General features: G+C 72.8%; 16 protein-coding genes, 1 tRNA gene and 1 pseudogene. 11 read left to right on the plus strand and 7 right to left on the minus strand.

The features are described from left to right. Positions 1 to 14 precede the first annotated feature (14 nt). From FFA01_RS02385 to FFA01_RS02415, 7 genes are all read left to right on the plus strand, one after another. Positions 15 to 707: an iron-dependent transcriptional repressor DtxR gene (locus tag FFA01_RS02385; protein WP_146852605.1), complete on the plus strand. Its 693-nt coding sequence runs from the start codon at positions 15 to 17 to the stop codon at positions 705 to 707. A 249-nt stretch (positions 708 to 956) separates the two neighbouring features. Then, positions 957 to 1,853, plus strand: coding sequence for a C40 family peptidase (locus FFA01_RS02390; RefSeq protein ID WP_208720828.1), 897 nt, complete (start codon positions 957 to 959; stop codon positions 1,851 to 1,853). Between the two features lie 314 nt (positions 1,854 to 2,167). Beyond that, the gene (locus tag FFA01_RS02395) at positions 2,168 to 2,662 is read left to right on the plus strand and encodes an HNH endonuclease (RefSeq protein WP_146852607.1); all 495 of its coding nucleotides are present in this window, start codon (positions 2,168 to 2,170) and stop codon (positions 2,660 to 2,662) included. 226 nt (positions 2,663 to 2,888) lie between these two features. Next, positions 2,889 to 2,960, plus strand: a tRNA-Arg gene (locus tag FFA01_RS02400). 230 nt (positions 2,961 to 3,190) lie between these two features. Continuing rightward, positions 3,191 to 3,886 (plus strand): DUF3592 domain-containing protein, encoded by a 696-nt coding sequence (locus FFA01_RS02405; protein WP_146852609.1) that lies wholly within the window; start codon positions 3,191 to 3,193, stop codon positions 3,884 to 3,886. Between the two features lie 227 nt (positions 3,887 to 4,113). Beyond that, on the plus strand, positions 4,114 to 4,899 hold the full coding sequence (locus FFA01_RS02410; RefSeq protein ID WP_146852611.1) for an SDR family oxidoreductase: 786 nt from the start codon (positions 4,114 to 4,116) through the stop codon (positions 4,897 to 4,899). A gap of 536 nt (positions 4,900 to 5,435) precedes the next feature. Beyond that, entirely contained in the window at positions 5,436 to 6,197 is a 762-nt protein-coding gene (locus tag FFA01_RS02415; RefSeq protein WP_146852613.1) for a class I SAM-dependent methyltransferase, read from the plus strand. 13 nt (positions 6,198 to 6,210) lie between these two features. Here FFA01_RS02415 and FFA01_RS02420 read toward each other — a convergent pair whose 3' ends face one another. From FFA01_RS02420 to otnK, 3 genes are read right to left on the minus strand one after another with little or no spacing between them, the layout of a single operon-like run. Then, positions 6,211 to 6,996, minus strand: coding sequence for a DeoR/GlpR family DNA-binding transcription regulator (locus FFA01_RS02420; protein ID WP_146852615.1), 786 nt, complete (start codon positions 6,994 to 6,996; stop codon positions 6,211 to 6,213). 22 nt (positions 6,997 to 7,018) lie between these two features. Next, complete coding sequence (locus FFA01_RS02425; RefSeq protein WP_244289659.1) at positions 7,019 to 7,762, minus strand: class II aldolase/adducin family protein; 744 nt, start codon at positions 7,760 to 7,762, stop codon at positions 7,019 to 7,021. Next, complete coding sequence (gene otnK / locus FFA01_RS02430; RefSeq protein WP_146852617.1) at positions 7,759 to 9,012, minus strand: 3-oxo-tetronate kinase; 1,254 nt, start codon at positions 9,010 to 9,012, stop codon at positions 7,759 to 7,761. Before otnK ends, FFA01_RS02425 begins: the two co-directional genes overlap by 4 nt. Before the next feature lie 201 nt (positions 9,013 to 9,213). Here otnK and FFA01_RS02435 point away from each other — a divergent pair, with 201 nt between their 5' ends. The 4 genes from FFA01_RS02435 to FFA01_RS02450 all read left to right on the plus strand — a co-directional run bounded on the left by FFA01_RS02435 (position 9,214) and on the right by FFA01_RS02450 (position 13,118). Next, entirely contained in the window at positions 9,214 to 10,575 is a 1,362-nt protein-coding gene (locus tag FFA01_RS02435; protein WP_146852619.1) for a homoserine dehydrogenase, read from the plus strand. Between the two features lie 103 nt (positions 10,576 to 10,678). Continuing rightward, positions 10,679 to 12,058, plus strand: a complete 1,380-nt coding sequence (locus FFA01_RS02440; protein ID WP_146852621.1) for an SLC13 family permease — start codon at positions 10,679 to 10,681, stop codon at positions 12,056 to 12,058. A 170-nt stretch (positions 12,059 to 12,228) separates the two neighbouring features. Further along, positions 12,229 to 12,723 (plus strand): fluoride efflux transporter FluC, encoded by a 495-nt coding sequence (locus FFA01_RS02445; RefSeq protein ID WP_244289660.1) that lies wholly within the window; start codon positions 12,229 to 12,231, stop codon positions 12,721 to 12,723. After that, positions 12,720 to 13,118, plus strand: coding sequence for a fluoride efflux transporter FluC (locus FFA01_RS02450; RefSeq protein ID WP_146852623.1), 399 nt, complete (start codon positions 12,720 to 12,722; stop codon positions 13,116 to 13,118). The genes FFA01_RS02445 and FFA01_RS02450 overlap by 4 nt, the downstream gene beginning before the upstream one ends. A gap of 917 nt (positions 13,119 to 14,035) precedes the next feature. Here FFA01_RS02450 and FFA01_RS02460 read toward each other — a convergent pair. The 4 genes and pseudogenes from FFA01_RS02460 to FFA01_RS02470 form a co-directional block, all read right to left on the minus strand. Next, positions 14,036 to 15,397 (minus strand): sulfate/molybdate ABC transporter ATP-binding protein, encoded by a 1,362-nt coding sequence (locus FFA01_RS02460; protein ID WP_244289667.1) that lies wholly within the window; start codon positions 15,395 to 15,397, stop codon positions 14,036 to 14,038. Beyond that, positions 15,374 to 16,135, minus strand: a pseudogene (locus FFA01_RS16195) (ABC transporter permease); the annotation flags it as partial. The gene FFA01_RS02460 and the pseudogene FFA01_RS16195, both read right to left, overlap by 24 nt. Before the next feature lie 137 nt (positions 16,136 to 16,272). Continuing rightward, complete coding sequence (gene modA / locus FFA01_RS02465) at positions 16,273 to 17,151, minus strand: molybdate ABC transporter substrate-binding protein (protein ID WP_146852629.1); 879 nt, start codon at positions 17,149 to 17,151, stop codon at positions 16,273 to 16,275. After that, complete coding sequence (locus tag FFA01_RS02470) at positions 17,148 to 17,558, minus strand: TOBE domain-containing protein (RefSeq protein WP_146852631.1); 411 nt, start codon at positions 17,556 to 17,558, stop codon at positions 17,148 to 17,150. Before FFA01_RS02470 ends, modA begins: the two co-directional genes overlap by 4 nt. Positions 17,559 to 17,616: the final 58 nt, after the last annotated feature.

Here is a 17,616-nt window from a genome sequence, read left to right on the forward strand (position 1 = left end):
CTGGGAGGCCCCTGTTGACCGATCTCGTCGACACCACTGAGATGTACCTGCGCACGATCCTCGACCTCGAAGAAGAGAACATCGTGCCGCTGCGCGCGCGCATCTCCGAGCGTCTCGGCCACTCCGGCCCGACCGTGTCGCAGACGATCGCCCGCATGGAGCGCGACGGTCTCGTCGTGGTGTCGGGCGACCGGCACCTCGAGCTGACCCACGACGGTCGCAGCAAGGCCACGCACGTGATGCGCAAGCACCGCCTGGCCGAACGGCTGCTCGCCGACGTGATCGGCCTCGACTGGGCCTACGTCCACGACGAGGCCTGCCGGTGGGAGCACGTGATGAGCGAGCAGGTCGAACGCCGTCTCCTCGAGATGCTCGACCACCCGACCGAGTCGCCCTACGGCAACCCGATCCCTGGTCTCGACGAGCTCGGCGACTCGCCCGCGGGCCGGTTCCTCGACGGCGTCGTCAACCTGGTTCAGGTGCTGGCCGAGAACCCCGACGGCGTCACCCGGCCCGTCCGTCGGCTGGCCGAGCCCGTGCAGTTCGAGCCCGAGCTGCTGCAGCAGCTGCAGAACGCCGGCGTCACCCCCGGCAACACGGCGACGGTCACGTCGGCCGGGTCGTACGTCTTCGTCCACGTCGAGGGTCGTGACGAGGGGCTCGAGCTGCCGAACGAGGTCGCTCAGCACATCTACGTCTCGAGCTGACCTCCAGCATCCGGTCGGGTCTCGGTCGGGTGCCGGTCGGGCAGTTACCTATTTGTTACAAATATCCCTCTGAAGGATGACTTCAGGCCCTCCCTCGGGTACAGTCGCAGGGTCCCCCAGGCCAGGAAGCAGGCCGGGGGATCCGTGGCAAGACGTCTCCTCCATCCCGTCTCTTGCCGTGAGTCGTTGATCTTGACGAACGGATGGGGCAGCTCCCTAGTGCTGCCGAGACGCAGGAGAACCACCGCCTTGACCCGACCTCCCCACGATCGCGCCACGAGCGGGCAGCTGACCCCTGTTGCCCCGACCACGCCGGCCGACCTCCCCACTCGTTCCTCCCTGCGTCGAGCCGCTGCCGCGGCGCCCGCACCTCGTGGCCGCTCGAGCCGCAAGCGCACCGCCGTCTCGATCACGGTCATGACGCTCACCGCCGGGCTCTTCGGCACGATGGCCCTCCCCGCGTTCGCGCAGACGCCCGCGTCGACCGATGCCGGCTCGACCGCCACCGCCGCGATCTCGCAGTCGCGCACCGCCGACGCCCAGACCGTCTCGGTCGCCGACGGTGTCGCTGCGGCCGACACCGGTCGTGACGGTTACACCGCCACCTCGCAGGCCACGCTCGACCAGGCCGCTGCGGCCGCCGCCGAAGCCGTCCAGCGCGAGGCCGAGCGGGCCGAGCTCGCCGAGCAGTACGCGAGCTACACCGGACCCACCGCCTCCGACTACGTCGCGTCCACGACCGACGCCTCCGCGTCGACCGGTACCGCCGCGGCGACCGGCACGACGGCGACGCCCGGCGAGTTCAGCCTCGACGCCGTCTACCAGACCGCGCTGCAGTACCTCGGCACGCCGTACGTCTACGGCGGGGCCACCCCGGCGGGCTTCGACTGCTCGGGCTTCATCATGTTCGTCTACGCGCAGTACGGCATCTCGCTTCCGCACTCGGTGCCGGCGCAGGGCGCTCTCGGCACCCCGATCTCGGCCGCCGAGGCGCAGCCCGGCGACGTCATCATCTTCAACGACGGTTCGCACGACGGCTTCTACGCCGGCAACGGCATGATCCTCGACGCGCCCAAGCCCGGCGGCGTGGTCAGCGTCCGTCCGCTGTGGACGAGTGCTGTGCACTACGTGCGTTTCGGGGTCTGACGACCCGCGCCTCCTCGGCTGACGCATCGACACTCTGTGAAGAGCCGTACTGCCCCTTGGCAGCACGGCTCTTCCGGGGTTAACCTGGCCATCTCGGAGTACCGCTGAGACCAGGAGAGTCACATGCCTCGCACGCCCGCCACTCGCACCATGGGTGAGCGGTCGCACGAGCACATACGACAACACCCCGCCGCACGCTAGAGCACTGCCCTTCGGGGCGGTGCTTTTTTCGTGCGCAGGGCACTGCTGGGCCCGGCTGCTGCGAGACGGATCGAATCCCTGGAAGCCGTCCAGGGTGCTTCGAAAGGGAAAGCATGCGCACTCTCGTCCTCAACGCCGGCTTCGAACCGCTGGCCGTGGTGTCCGATCGGCGGGCCCTCGTGCTCGTCATGACCCAGAAGGCTACGGTCGTGTCGGCCGACGCCGACCATCCGGTGCTCGGGGCGACGATCGCCTACGACCGTCCGTCGGTGATCGTGCTGACCCGGTACGTGCGGATCCCGCATGGGCGGACCATCCCGGTCTCCCGGCGAGGGGTGCTGCGGCGCGACGCGCACCACTGCGCCTACTGCGGGCGCTCGGCGACGACCATCGACCACGTCCAGCCGCGATCGCGCGGCGGGGCCGACAGCTGGGAGAACCTCGTGGCCTGCTGCCTCAAGTGCAACAACCTGAAGAGCGACCGGACGCCGGCCGAGATGGGCTGGGTGCTGCGCTGGACGCCGAAGGCGCCGCACGGGGTCGGCTGGGTCGTGCGCGGGGTGGAGCGGCCGCAGCGCGAGTGGGACGAGTTCCTGGCTGCTGCGTGAGGGGCGGTCGGGCGACGATGAACCCCGTTCGCGACGATGAACCCCGTTTTCGCGAGGTTCATGGTCGCGAACGGGGTTCATCGTGTGGGCGGGGGTCGATCGAACCCCGGCGTGAGCGGAGAACCTCGTCGTGCGGGGGTTCCGTGCTCATGCCGGGGTGCGGCGCGGGGCGGAGCCCTGGTCGGCGGGCGTCAGGAGGCGCGGGTTCGGTAGACTCGCCGGGTCAGCCTCTGTAGCTCAATGGAAGAGCAGTTCCGTCCTAAGGAAAGGGTTGGGGGTTCGAGTCCCTCCAGGGGCACCCCAACGCCGCTGCGCGCCGATGTGCCCCTGGAGGCACTCGAACCCCTGAGGCCCCGCGCTTCGCGCGCCCGTTCAGGGGCACTTCCAACGCCGCTGCGCGCCGATGTGCCCCTGGGGGGACTCGAACCCCCGCGGCCCCGCGCTTCGCGCGCCCGTCCAGGGGCACGTGGACCCGCTCATGCTCCCGATGGCCGGGGCCACCGCGCGACCGTGCGGCAGACTGAGCGCATGGGGGCACCACGGGGGAAGAGCCGTCGACCGACTCGCCGACGCACGACGCGCGCGAAGCGGCCGCGTCCGAAGCGGACGGCGACCGAATGGCTGCAGCTCGCTCTCATCCTGCCTCTCGTCATCGGGATCGCGCTCGTCGCCACGGGGGTCATCATGCTCCCCGGGGCCGCCCTCGCCCGACACTCCTCGGACACGCTCGTCGACGCGGGCGAGACCGGCACGGGAACGGTCGTCGAGGTCATGCGAACCCACGACCCCGGATCCCGGTACGGCAGCGGCCCGACGGTCTATTACCCCGTCACCGAACAGGTGCTCGACGGCGCGGAGAGCACGAAGGAGTGGACCGCCTACAAGGTCCGCGACGAGACGTACTGGGCGGTCGGCGACAGGGTCCCGCTCCGGTTCGACCCGGCGGATCCGACTCACGTCGTCCTCGATGGCGAGGCCGACCGGCGGATCGTCGAGAGGCGGGCGTGGACCTTCGGGCTCGAGCTGCTCGTCGGCACCGGGTTCCTCCTCCTCGGCATCGGCGCGGAGGCGTCGCGCCGCAGATGGCTCCCGTCCGACGCCGATCGTCGGAAGACGCGCGCGGCCCGGCGGCGGGGTGCGGAGCGGGCGAGACGCCGAGCCAGGCGACGTGCGGAACGCCGGGCCGAGAGGCCGGCGCAGCACGGCGGCGGGTCGGTGTCGTGATCGAGGGTGGAGCCTCCCCGGGCGAGAGCGGCGCCGAGCGCGGGCGATCAGCCGAGGAGGCGCGGTGCGGGAGGTCTCGCACCGCGCCTCCTCGGCTCGCTCGGTCCCCCGCGCCCAGGGGGCAGTAATACGACAGGTGTAGCCTGAAACGGTCGCGCAAGGACGTGCGACCGGGCTCCGGCGTCGAGTCGGTGCCGACGTGTCACCGAGAGAATCGGAGCCAGCTCATGGAGCGTTTCACCGACAAGGTCGTCCTCATCACCGGCGGAGGGTCGGGCCTCGGCCGGGCCGCCGCCGTCCGCGTCGCCGAGGAGGGTGCGAAGCTCGCCCTCGTCGACGTCTCCGAGAAGGGCCTGGCCGACTCGCAGGCCGCCGTGCTCGAGGCCGTGCCCGGTGCCGACGTGCTCACCATCGTCGCCTACGTGTCGAGCGAGACCGACGTCGCACGCTACGTCGACGCCACCGTCGAGCGCTTCGGGCGCATCGACGCCTTCTTCAACAACGCCGGCATCGAAGGGAAGCAGAACCTCACCGAGGACTTCGGCGCCGACGAGTTCGACAAGGTCGTCTCGATCAACCTGCGCGGCGTGTTCCTCGGGCTCGAGAAGGTGCTCGGCGTCATGCGCGCCCAGGGCGACGGCGGCACCGTCGTCAACACCGCCAGCGTCGGCGGCATCCGCGGCGTCGGCAACCAGTCGGGCTACGCCGCCGCCAAGCACGGCGTCGTCGGCCTGACCCGCAACTCGGCCGTCGAGTACGGCCAGTTCGGCATCCGCATCAACGCGATCGCCCCCGGCGCCATCTGGACCCCGATGGTCGAGGCCTCGATGCGCCAGCTCGACGCCGAGGACCCCAAGGGCGCGGCGGAGCAGTTCATCCAGATCAACCCGACCAAGCGCTACGGCGAGGCCTCCGAGATCGCCTCGGTCGTCGCGTTCCTGCTGTCGGACGACGCCAGCTACGTCAACGCCGCGGTCGTGCCGATCGACGGCGGGCAGTCCGCCAAGTACTGACGCCGGGCCCCGCGCGGCTTGTCGCACCGCGTTCCGAGCGCCGCACCGGGACTAGACGCGGTGCGGTGTCCGTTTCGCGGTGCGGTGCTTGTTTTGCGGTGCGGTGTTCGTTTCGCGGTGCGATGTGCCGCGGGGCTTGTCGCACCGCGTTTCGAGCACCACGCCGGGACTAGCTGCGGTGCGGTGTCCGCTTCGCGGTGCAGTGTCCGTTTCGCGGTGCGGTGTCCGTTTCGCAGTGCAGTGTGCCGCGGGGCTTGTCGCACCGCGTTTCGAGCGCGGCACCGGGACTAGACGCGGTGCGGTGCTCGTTTGGCGGTGCGGTGTCCGTTTCGCGGTGCAGTGTGCCGCGGGGCTTGTTGCACCGCGTTTCGAGCGCGGCACCGGGACTAGACGCGGTGCGGTGCTCGTTTCGCGGTGCGGTGCGGTGCGGTGCGGTGCGGTGCGGTGCGTGGGAGCCGGGGAGGCGCGGGGCGTCGGGGACGGACGCCGCGCCTCCTCGGCATGTCATCGCCGGAGGCGCCTGCCAGGATGTCGGCATGCGGAGTTTCGACGACCTGGTGGGCGAGGCGGCGACGGCCGACGTGACGGGCTGGGGCTTCGGGTGGCTCGACGGCCGCGCGACCGAGGAGCGGCCGCCCTGGGGCTACGCGCACCTGATGGCCGAGCGGTTCGCCCGGGTCGAGTCCGCTCTCGACCTCGACACGGGCGGCGGCGAGGTCGTCGCGGAGGCGCCCGTGCTGCCTCCGCGCATGGTCGTGACCGAGGGGTGGCCGCCCAACGCCCGTGCGGCGCGCGAACGCCTGGGGCCGCGCGGGGTCGACGTCGTCGAGACGGTCGAGGGCGGCGGCCTGCCGGTCGCCGACGCGTCGTTCGAGCTGGTGACGGCGCGGCACCCGGTCCGGCCCGACTGGGTCGAGATCGCCCGGGTGCTGGCGCCCGGCGGTGCGTACCTCGCACAGCACGTGGGCCCGGCCTCCGCCTTCGAGCTCATCGAGTACTTCCTCGGGCCGCTGCCGGAGCAGCGCCGGGCCCGCGACCCCCGGGCCGAGACCGCCGAGGCGCGCGAGGCCGGGCTCGAGGTCGTGCAGCTGCGCGAGGCCACCTGCCGCATGGAGTTCTCCGACGTCGGAGCGGTCGTCTGGGTCCTGCGGAAATGCGTGTGGTGGGTTCCCGACTTCAGCGTCGAGCGGTACCGCGACCGGCTCGTCGAGCTCGACGCGCAGCTCCGGGGCGGCGAGCGGTTCGTCGCGTACTCGACGCGGCACCTGATCGAGGCGCGGCGACCGCTCGCGGTGTGAGGGCGGGTGCGCCTCAGCTCGGTGCGACGACGAGGTCGACGCCCGCGTCGCGGACCGTGCCGGCGACGCCGTCGGTCAGTCCCGCGTCGGTGACGACGAGGTCGAGCTCGTCGAGTCGGAGCGCCCGGTACTTCGCGAACCGGCCGTACTTCGAGCTGTCCGCCACGAGCACCGACGACTCCGACGCGGCCACGGCGGCCCGCTTCGCGTCGATCTTCGCCTCGACCGGCGTCGTCACCCCGTGGGAGAGATCCCACGAGCTCGACGAGATGAATGCGAGGTCGAGCGAGAGCTCGTCGAGCATCAGACGCGTCAGCCGGCCCATCGTCGACCGGTTCGACTTCTCGACCCGCCCGCCGACGCAGATCAGGTCCGCGCTCGGGTGGTCGAGGAACGCCTCGACCGTCACGAGGTCGTTCGTGACGACCGTGAGGCCGGCGACGTCGTCGAGGAACGGGCGCATGGCCTGGATCGTCGTGCCGGCATCGAGGTAAACGGTCATGTCGTCGTGCACCAGCTCGGCGGCCCGCCGCGCGATCGCGCGCTTCTCGGCGACGTCGGCCGCCTCCTTCTCGGCTCGGCTCGGCTCGACCAGCAGACGCGACGCCAGCTTGGCCCCGCCGGGCGTCGCCGACACCCGGCCCTGCTCCTCGAGGACGGCGACGTCGCGGCGCACCGTCATCTGGCTCACCCCGAGCAGATCGGTGAGCTGGTGATAACTCAGGACCCGCTCCCGTTCGAGGTGGCCCACGATGCTCTCGCGGCGCTGCTCGGGGATCAGGGGTGTCGTCTGCGGCATCGTCCCGGCCTTTCTCGCGGCGTCAGCTTAGTGCGGCGGCATCGGTCCACGGCGTGCCCCACGACGCCGTGATCGCCCGCACCTGCTCGGGCGCGATCAGCCTCCGCGCCCCGCCCTGCGTGAGCAGCGTCACGCGGCAGGCCTCCTCGAGCTCGACGGCGCTCGACACGGCGGCCTCGATCGACTCGGCTCCGACGACGGCGCCGTGGTTCGACAGCAGGGCGGCCCGGAACGGGTGGGGGCTGTCGGTGATGAGATCCCCCATGGCCGGATCGCCGGGTGCGACGAAGCCGAGGAGCGGCACCTGACCCAGGCGCATCAACGAGTAGGGCGTCAGTGGGGGCACGGCGCTGTGGTCGGCCCACGGCTCGAGGCACGAGAGGGCCACCGCGTACGGCGAGTGGACGTGCACGACGGCCCGGTGGGCGGGGTTCTTCGCGAGCAGGGCGACGTGCAGCGCGACCTCCTTCGAGGGACGCGGCCCGAGCGGCTGCCCCTCGGCGTCGACGATCGGACGACCGTCGGCGCCGAGCACGGCCAGGTCGTCGCCGCCGAGCGAACCCAGGCTGGTGCCGGTGCCCGTCATGAGCAGCTGGCCGCCGGACCGCAGGCTGAGGTTGCCCGAACTGCCCGGGCTGAGACCGGCGTCGACCAGCGCCCGCCCTGCCGCGACCAGGCGGTCGATGTCGGCCCGTCGGTCGGCGTCGGCCGGGCGATCCGCGTCGTCGCGGCGATCGACGTCCCGCGTCGGCCCGGCGTCGCTCACGCGCCGACCTCGGGCGAGAGAGCGCCCCAGGCGCTCGAGAAGAGGTCCACGCCGCCGAAGTTGCCGCTCTTCAGCACCAGGGCGACGTCGCGGCCGGAGCGGGTGGTGGCTGCGCTCCAGCAGACGCCCGGCGCGAGCTGCGGTCCGATGTCGAGCACGCCGACGCCTAGAGCCTGCACGACGGCCCCGCTGGTCTCGCCGCCCGCCACGATCACCCGGTCGACGTCGCCGTGATCGACGAGTCCGGCGACCAGCGTCGACAGGACGGTCTCGACCGCCGTGGCCGCTCCCGGGAGGGAGTCGGCGGAGCGCACGTCGGCTGGCTCGCCGACCGAGTAGACGACCGGCACGGCCTCGGGGGCGAGCCCGCGGACCCAGGTCGCGAGGGCGGCGGCCTCGGCCGCGGGGTCGGCTGTCGCCGCGGCGACGTCGACCCGGCGGACCGGATGACGACCGGCGGCGTCGGCGATCTGACCGCGCGTCGTCGCCGACGCCGACCCGCAGACGACGAGTCGCCGGGCCGCGTACGAGCCGACCGCGTCGACGCCCGATCCGCCGGTGGGGCCCTCGAGTCCGAGGGCGAGTCCCGACCCTCCGCTGATCAGGCGGTCGTCGGCCGTGGCGGCGGCGATGGTCCGCAGATCGTCGTCGTCGACGGCGTCCACCACGACGTAGCCGGCCGCGGCGGCGTCGAGGGCCTCGCGCAGCGGCCCGGCCCCTCGGCGCACGGTCGCCAGCGGGATCTCGCCGATCTCGGCCGCGGTCTGCGGGGCGAGGAGGTCGCGCAGACGCGACCGCGTCATCGGGGTCAACGGGTGGTGACGCATCGAGGAATCCTCGAGCAGGTCACCCCCGACGAAGAGGTGCCCTCGGTAGACCGTGCGGCCGTTGGCGGGGAACGCGGGCACGACCACGACCCGGTCGGCCTCGAGCAGCGAGCGCAGGGCGTCGAGCACCGGCCCGATGTTCCCCTCGTCGGTTGAGTCGAAGGTCGAGCAGTACTTGGCGTAGATCCTCTCGGCGCCCCAGCCGAGGAGGCGCGTGGCCGCTCCCACGGACTCGCTCACCGCGGTCGCCACGGGCGCGGTCCGGGACTTGAGGGCCACGACGACCGCATCGAGCTCGGACAGGTGGGCGGGGGAGAGGTCGTGGTCGTCGATGACCACGGCGGTGCGGAAGCCGCGGACGCGCAGGGTCGTCGCGAGATCGGTGGCTCCGGTGAAGTCGTCTGCGACGGCGCCTATCAGCATGGGGGCCTTTCGGTGCTGCGGCCCGAGGTGACGGCGGAGCGTCGATCGGGCGGTCGGTGGGGCTGGCCGGATCAGTCTATGTGACGATCTGGGAGAATGTTTGACAATTTGTGAAGTCTCGCTATGGTTGCTGTGCTCGCCTCAGCTCTCACCCGACGACGCCTCCTCGCGGGGCGAGCCCCTCAACGAACGGGAACAACGATGATCCTCTCCAGCCCGACCCGGCGCCCGTCGCCGATCCGCATCCTCGTCACCGGCGCGAACGGCGGCTACGGACGCACCCTGCTCGACCAGCTCCGCCGCCTCCCCGACATGACCGCCACGCAGCTCGTCGACCCCGACGTCGCCGGCGTCTCGGCCCTGCTCGTCGACCTGGGCGTCACCGACGAGGGCATCGCCACGCCCTCGTCTCCGGCCGAGACGGCCGCTGCGCTCGCGGAGGGTCGCATCGCCGTCCTCGCCGACGGATCGGCCATCGACTGGAGCGGCGTCGACGTGCTCGTCGAGGCCACCGGGCGCATCGACGCCGGCCACGCCTACGCCTCGACCGCGCTGGAGAACGGCACGCACGTCGTCATGGTGAGCAAGGAGATCGATTCGGTCGCCGGCGTCGCGCTGAGCCGGACGGCCCGCGAGAAGGGGCTGCGCTACCTTCCGGGCGACGGCGACCAGCCGGCCAACCTGCTGCGTCTCGTCGCCTGGGTGCTCGAGTGCGGCTTCGACATCGTCGCCCTCGGCAAGTCGAGCGAGTACGACCTCGTCTTCGACCCCGAGTCGGGCACCGTCGACCAGAACGGCGTGACCGTCGACGCCCCCGGCCTCGCGGGGCTGCTGGGTCTCGGCGACGATCCGCTCGCGACCGTGGCGGCCCGTGCCTCCCAGGTGGCGGCCCTCAAGCGGTCGGCCGCGGCCGACTACTGCGAGATGAACGTCGTGTCGCTCTACACCGGGGCGGGCGTCGACGTCGAGTCGATGCACTACCCGGTCGCGCGTCCGGCGGAGCTGGCCGACATGTTCGCCTCCCGCGCCGACGGCGGGCTGCTCGACCGCACCGGCGTCGTCGACGTCTTCTCGATGCTGCGGCTGCCGGGCGAGGCGAGCTTCGCCGGCGGCGTCTTCGTGATCGTCCGCACCGGCGACCCGGTCACCTGGGAGACCCTCCGCGGCAAGGGCCACGTCGTCAGTCGCGACGGCCGCTACGCCTGCATCTTCTGGCCGTACCACTACATGGGCGTCGAGACCCCGCTGACGGTCGCCGCGGCCGTCGACGGCACCTCGGTCGTGTCCGAGCCTCGTCAGCACACCGTGCTCGCCGCTCGGGCGTCGGCCGACCTCCCGGCGGGGACGACGTTCCGCGTCGAGGGCCACCACCACGAGATCGCCGGGGTCGCCCCTGTGATCCTCCAGCCCGACGCCGGCGAGATCGCGCCGTACTACCTGCTCTCGGGCGCTACGCTCCGCGCCGACGTGGTGGCGGGTGCGCTCGTGCGGTTCGCCGACCTCGACGGCGTCCCCGAGGGCGCGGCGGCCGCCTACCGGACCGGTCTCGCGCTCGGTCGCTGAGCCGCGCCTCCCTCACCCTCATCCCACCCCACCCGTACAGGAGATCGACGACGATGAACCTCGCACCCCATCACCCCCACCGCCCGAGAGTCGAGACGCGCTCGTGAGCGTCGAGGTCGTCGCCCTCGTCGTGCTCGTGGCCGTGTTCGCCGTCTCGGCGGTCCGGAACGTCCACATGGGCGCGCTCGCCCTGGTCGCCGCGTGCATCGTCGGCGTGCTGGTCGTCGGCGAAAGCTTCGACGACGTGCTCGGCGGGTTCCCCGTCGACGCGCTGCTGATCCTGCTCGGCATCACGTACCTGTTCGGCATCGCCCGCGTCACCGGGACGATCGACTGGCTGGTCGACCGCTCGGTGCGCCTGATCGGCGACCGGGTGGCGCTCATCCCGTGGGCGATGTTCGTCATCGGCACCCTCGTAGCCTGCCTCGGAACGTCGCACGCGGCCTTCACGATCGTGCCGATCGCGATGAGCCTGGCGCACAAGCACCGCATCCACTCGACGATGATGGGCATCGTCATGAGCTCGGCGATCGTCGGTGGCGCGCTGGCCCCGACGAGCATCAACGGCATCACGGTCATGACCGTGGCCCGCACCGCCGGCATCCCCTACAACCCGGCTCTGATGTTCGGCCTCTCGGTGGGGATCAACACCGTCGTCGTGCTCATCGCGTTCTTCCTCTTCGGTGGACGCGAGCTGATCGCCCGCAGCCGCGGGGTCGGAGCGGCGAGCGGTGCGAAGGGGTCGGGCGGCTCCGGCCCCGGCTCCGGCTCCGCTGGCGGATCGCGTGGACGCTCGGTGTCGCGCGACGTCGCCGCGGGCCAGGGCGGCGGGACGGCCGTGCTGACCGAGACCGCCCAGGACCGCCTCTCCGGCTACCAGGTGCTCGTGCTCGCCTCGATCCCCGTGCTGATCGTCGGCTTCTTCACCATCACTCTGCTCGAGATCGACCTGAACCTCGGCGCGGTCGCCCTGACCCTCGCGGTGCTGCTCGCCTTCGTCAAGCCCGACGTCGGTCGTCAGGCCCTCGGCAAGATCGACTGGAACACGATCCTGCTGCTCGGCGGGATCATCACCTACGTCGGCGTGCTCACCCGTCTCGGCGCCATCGACCAGCTCGGCGAGGTCGCCCGCTCGGTCAACACCCCGCTGCTCGCAGCGCTGGTGATCTGCGTGATCGCCGGCCTGGTCTCGGCGTTCGCGTCGACCATCGGGATCCTCGGTGCGCTCATCCCGCTCGCCGTGCCTCTGCTGGTGCCCGGCGGCGGTCTGGAGATGACCGGCTTCATCTACGCCCTGGCGATCTCCGCCTCGCTGGTCGACTGCGCGCCGTTCGGCACCACCGGTGCGACGATCGTGGCGTCGGGCGTCGAGGAGGAGCGGCCCCGCCTCTACCGCCACCTCACGGCGTGGGGGCTGTCGATGGTCGTCATCGGCCCGGTCGCGACTCTGCTGCTGTTCGTCGTGCCGTTCCTGGGTGGGTAGCGGCCGGGCACGGCGCCACGAGATGGGCACGGCACCAGGTCTTCCCCTGGTGCCGTGCCCATCTTCTGTCGTCGTGCGGTCCTTCGGCGCCGTGCCCGTCGTCCGGCGCGGCGGGCGGGTAGCCTCGGCGAGCGGGACGGGCCCGCGGGTTGACGACGGAAGGAGGCGCGGTGACCGACGACACGACGGCCCGCGCGTCCGAGGGCAGCGGTCGGGCGCGGCCGGTGCACCTCCGGTGGAGCTCGATCGGCCTCGTCGCGCTGGGTGGCACGGTGGGGACGGCGATCCGCGAGGGACTCGCCCTGACGTTCCCCGCGCCTCCCGGGGGGTTCCCGCTTACCGTCTTCGCGATCAACCTGGTCGGCTCGTTCGCGCTCGGGCTGCTGCTCGAGACGCTCGTCCGCCGAGGCCCCGACGAGGGCGCACGACGCACCGCCCGCCTGCTGCTCGGCACCGGTCTGATCGGCGGGTTCACCACCTACAGCGCGTTCGCGGTCGACGTCGCCGCCCTCACCGACGGCGCCCCGGCGGTCGCGATCGGCTACGCGGTCGGGTCCGTGGTGCTCGGAGCCGTCGCGGCGGGGGCCGGCATCGTAGCCGGGGCGCGGCTGCACGGACGCCGGTCCCGACGGGGAGCCTCCGATCGTCCGGGAGGCGCGTCGTGACCTCGCCGCTCGTCTTCTTTGCGATCGCCCTGGCCGGCGGGCTCGGGGCCGCCCTTCGTCTCGTCGTCGACGGCCTGGTCCGGTCGGTCGTCTCGCGCCCGGGCCGGCCGCGGGCGTTGGCCGGGTTCCCGGTCGGCACGGCGGTGATCAACGTCACGGGCTCGTTCGCGCTCGGTCTGCTCACCGGCCTCGCCGCCTCGCACGGTCTGCCGCGCGAGTGGCTGCTGATCGCCGGAGGCGGCCTGGTCGGCGGCTACACGACCTTCAGCACGGCCAGCGTCGAGACGGTCCGGCTGCTGCTCGAGGGCCGGTGGCGTGCGGGTCTGCTGAACGGCGGGGGAGTGCTGGTGCTGTCGGTGGGGGCTGCGTTGCTGGGGCTCGTCGTCGGAGGCTGAGTCGCGCCTCCTCGGACGGACGGACGGGGGCGGTGCGGGCTCGGCGTTGCAGGCGGGTGGGGCGGTGCGGTGGGTTGGGCGGCTGGTGCGGGCGGCTGGTGCGGGCGGCTCACGAGCCGTGGGGAGAAGAGTGTTCGCGCGCGAGCTATTACGTTTTCATGCGTAACAGTCCGCGATGGAGCCCCCGGGCGTCGTGGGCCTGACCTCCGGGGGTGAGCCTCGCGGCGGGGACGTCGGGGGTGGCGTTCGTCGCGGGGCTATTACGTTTTGACGCGTAATAGCTTGCGATGGGACGTGCGGCCCTGTGCCGCGGATCTCGCGGGCCGGGCCGGGCAGGGCAGGCAGGCAGGCTGGCAGGGCCGGGCAGGGCAGGGCGGAGGGGACGTCGGGGGTGTCGTTCGTCGCGGGGCTATTACGTTTTGATGCGTAATAGCTTGCGATGGGACGTGCGGCCCTGTGCCGCGGATCTCGCGGGCTGGGCTGGGCTGGGCTGGGCTGGGCTGGGCTGGGCTGGGCCGGGTAGGGCAGGGCCGGGTAGGCCAGGGCCGGGCCGGGCAGGGCCGGGCAGGGCAGGGCCTGGCGGAGGGGACCTCGGGGTGGTGTTCGTGCCGGGGCTATTACGTTTCGATGCGTAATAGCTCGCGACGGCGCACACGGCCCCGCCCTCGGACGTCTCGCACCGGACGTCTCGTCCCGGATCTCGCGGGCCGACGCAGCGGCGGCGGTGCGGAACGGCCGGGGCACGACGAGACGCGAGGTGGTGCGGAGTGCGCGCGGCAGCGCGAGCCGCGCACAGCACGAGAGGGGCCGGCGCGAGCCACGCACAGCACGAGAGGGCCTGGCGCGATCCGCACGCATGCCGCGGGGAACCGGCGCGAGCCGCACGCATCCCCCGGGGAACCAGCGCGAACCGCCGCTCAGGACGAGCGGGTCGGATAGACCGCGGCCGCATCACGGGCGAACGAGAACCAGACCGGCTCGCCGACCCGCTCGTCCAGCTCCGCCGCGAGTCGCGGGCTCAGATCCGCGGACAGCAGCTCGCTCCGCGCCCGCACCACGTCACCACGCGGCTCGAGGTCGAGCAGCTCGCGACGCACGCTCTCGAGCGACGGATCGCCGGGACGCTCGACGGTCACCGTGACCAGCGCAGGAGGCACGGCGAACGAGACCGCGCCTCCCTCTGTCACGTCCGCGAGGGTCTCCCCTCCGGCAGCCGGACCCTCGGCGAACGGACCTCCGGCGGGCGGACCCCCGGCAGTCGGACCCCCGGCACGGAGACCCGCGGAACCGAGCCCGGCGCCGAGCCGGAACCCGGTCGCGTCGTCGACCCGCACCTCCCCGTCGCGTCGCACCCCCGACACCAGGTTCAGCCCGGCCAGCTCGGCGGCGAACACGGATCGCGGGCGATCGAGCACCTCGGACGGCGTCCCGACGTCGACGACGCGTCCACCCTCGACGATCACGACCCGATCGGCCAGCGTGTAGGCGTCGAGCACGTCGTGGGTCACGATCAGCACGCTCCGCCCGGCGAGCACCCGACGCAGCACGCGCCGCAGCGCCGGCGCCACCGCGACGTCGAGGGCCGCCATCGGCTCGTCGAGCAGCAGCAGCCCCGGGTCCGACGCCAGCGCGCGCGCGACCGCCACGCGCTGCGCCTGCCCACCCGAGAGATCGGCCGGGCGACGTTCGGCGAGAGCCGTGGCGTCCACCTCCGCGAGCCAGCGTCGGGCGAGGACCCGCGCCTCCTCGGCCCCGGCGCCCGCGCTGCGCGGACCGAACGCCACGTTCTCGAGCACCGTCAGATGCGGGAACAGCAGCGCCTGCTGCGCGAGGAGCGACACCCGCCGGAGGTGCGGTGCCCGCCAGACCGGCCGCCCGCCCCGGTCACGGCGGAGGTCGAAGAGCACCGCGTCGTCGAGCGTGCCGCGTCCGCGATCCGGGTGCACGAGACCCGCGGCGACGTCGAGCAGCGTCGACTTCCCGGCACCGTTCGGGCCGAGCACCGCGACGGTCTCGCCCGCCGCTATCTCGAGCGACAGCTCCACGTCGCGCGCCTCGACGCGCAACTCGATCGAGGCGCGCGCCGCCGCAGCCGGGACGGGGTGCGTCGAGCGGTCCGCCTCGGAGCCCGATCCGCGTCCGGTCTCGCGGCCGGACGCGGAGGGCTCGCGGCGATCAGCGGCGGGAGGCGCAGCCGAGTCCGAGGAGACCCGGGAGGCCGAGGAGGCGCGGGTCGTCCTCGCCCACGCCGGCCCGCCCGTCCGATGGGCCACCGCCACGATGACGACCGCGACGACGACGAGCACCAGCGAGAGGGCGACGGCCGTGTCGGGATCGGTCTCGCGTTGCAGGTAGATCTCGAGCGGGAGGGTGCGGGTGGTTCCCTGCAGACTGCCCGCGAAGGTCAGCGTCGCGCCGAACTCGCCGAGCGCCCGGGCGAACGACAGCACCGCCCCCGACAGCACGGCGGGCAGCACGAGGGGCAGCGTGACCCGACGCAGCACCGTGGTGGGGCGGGCGCCGAGCGTGGCGGCGACCTGCTCGTAGCGCGTGCCGACGGTTCGCAGCGCCCCCTCGAGGCTCAGCACGAGGAACGGCAGGGCCACGAAGGTCTGCGCGATCACCACCGCGGTCGTCGAGAACGCGATCTCCACGCCGAGCACCTCGAACGTGCCGCCGAGCAGCCCGCGGCGGCCGTAGGTGTAGAGCAGCGCGATGCCGCCGACGACCGGCGGCAGCACCAGGGGCAGCAGCACGAGCGCCCGCAGCACCTGCTGCCCGCGGAACCTCGCCCGCGCCAGCACGAGCGCCATCGGCACGCCGAACACGATGCAGAGCACCGTCGCCGACACCGAGGTGCGGAGACTGAGCAGCAGCGCGTCGACCGACGACTCGGACGTCACCAGCGGGACGAACCGCGGCCAGTCCACACGCAGCACCATCGCGACGAGCGGCAGGAGCACGAACGCCCCGCCGAGCGCGGCGACGACGACCACCCACCGCGGGAGCCCCGAGATCGTCGGGGCCCGAGCGGCGCCCCGTGCCCGGGTTCCGACAGCGGCGCGATCCGGCGCTCCGGCCGGGGCATCGACGGCGGCCGCCGCACGGTCGCGCGCGGCCGCTCGGTCGGGCGCGGCGGCGCGACGCGACGTGATCAGGGCGCTCCGAAGCCGGCGGCCGAGAGCACGTCCTGGCCGGCGGCGCTGGTCACGTAGTCGACGAACGCCTGGGCGACGTCGGCCGAGTCGGAGTCCTTCAGCGCGACGATCGGGTACGTGTTGACCGCCTCGCTCGACTCGTCGAACTCGATGCCCTCGACGGCGTCGCCCGCCGCGGCCACGTCGGTGACGTAGACCAGGCCCGCGTCCGCCTCGCCCGAGGTGACCTTGCCCAGCACGTCGGTGACCGACGACTCCTCGCTGACCGGGGAGAGCGTGATGCCGGCCGCCTCCTCGACCGCGACCGTCGCCGAGCCGCAGGGCACCGCGGGGGCGCAGACGACCAGCGCGACGTCGGGGTCGGCGAGATCGGCCAGGTCGGCGACGCCGGCGGGGTTGCCCGGCGGCACGGCGATCTCGAGCACGTTCGTGGCGAAGTCGACGGGGTCGCCCTCGGCCAGGTCGGCGTCGGTGACCTTCGTCATGTTCTTCGTGTCGGCCGAGGCGAACACGTCGGCGGGGGCGCCCTCGGTGATCTGCGTGACGAGGTCGGACGACCCGGCGAAGGTCAGCTCGACGCTCGCGCTCGGGTTCGCCACCTCGAAGTCGGACGCCAGCTGCGTGAAGGTGCCCTTGAGCGAGGCGGCGGCGAACACGGTGATGTCGCCCGAGAGCTGCCCGGCGACGGGCGTCCCGGCTGCCGTGTCGGTGTTCCCGGGGGGCGCGTCGGCGCCGCCGCCCGACGCGCAGCCGGCCAGGGCGAGGCCGACGAGCGCGACCGAGGCGAGCAGCGGGGCGGCGCGGAAGGCGGAGCGGCGGGCGGCCGAGCGGCCGGTCGAGCGGCGGTCCGAGCGGGGAGCGGAGGGGCGGGTCATGCGTCGGCCTTTCGGAGAGGGGTCTCGACCATGACGGTCGTGGCCTTGACGACGGCGATGGCGACCGAGCCGAGCTCGAGGCCGAGCTCGCGCACGGCCTCGCTGCTCATCAGCGAGACCACGCGGTGCGGACCGCACTGGATCTCGACCTGCGCCATGACGGTGTCCATGACGATGTCGGTCACCAGGCCGACGAAGCGGTTGCGGGCCGACCGGCCGACACCCGAGGGGTCGTCGGGGAGGACGGCGTTCTCACGGGCCAGTCGGGCGAGGGCGAGACCGTCGACGACGGTGCGCGACGACGCGTCGCGCTCGCTCTCGAGCGTGCCGTCGGCGATCCAGCGGCGGACGGTGTCGTCGCTGACGCCGAGGAACACCGCGGCGTCGCGGATCCGTATCTGAGGCATGGAATGGATCCTAGCGCCCGATCTGCGGACGTAACCCGTCGTCCGCGACGCACGAGCG

Source organism: Frigoribacterium faeni, assembly GCF_007988805.1.
Lineage (GTDB): Bacteria > Actinomycetota > Actinomycetes > Actinomycetales > Microbacteriaceae > Frigoribacterium > Frigoribacterium faeni.